At 72.8% G+C, this 228-nt stretch carries 1 protein-coding gene; it reads right to left on the reverse strand.

Features of this window, described 5'->3' with window-relative positions; genetic code table 11:
• Positions 1 to 228: Gfo/Idh/MocA family protein (locus tag BN358_RS24650; RefSeq protein ID WP_198018508.1), on the reverse strand; the 228-nt coding region annotated here is incomplete at both ends.

The following is a 228-nucleotide window of genomic DNA, read 5'->3' on the forward strand; positions in this document are numbered from 1 at the left end:
GGTGAGAGCAGCCAGTCCTGCAGGTACGAGCCGTGGACGAGGTGCATCTCGCCCAGTTCGCCGGCGAGGCGGCGATGCCGGATCTCCCGCACCAGCGGGTGGTAGCGGTAGGTGTACGGGACGGCGGCGACGAGCCCGCGCTCGCGGGCGGTGGCGGCGAGTTCGGCGCCCTCGCCGGCGTCCAGGCAGAGGGGCTTCTCGCAGATCACGTTCACGCCGGCGTCGAGG

Source organism: Sedimentibacter sp. B4 (assembly GCF_000309315.1).
GTDB classification, from domain to species: domain Bacteria; phylum Bacillota; class Clostridia; order Tissierellales; family Sedimentibacteraceae; genus Sedimentibacter; species Sedimentibacter saalensis.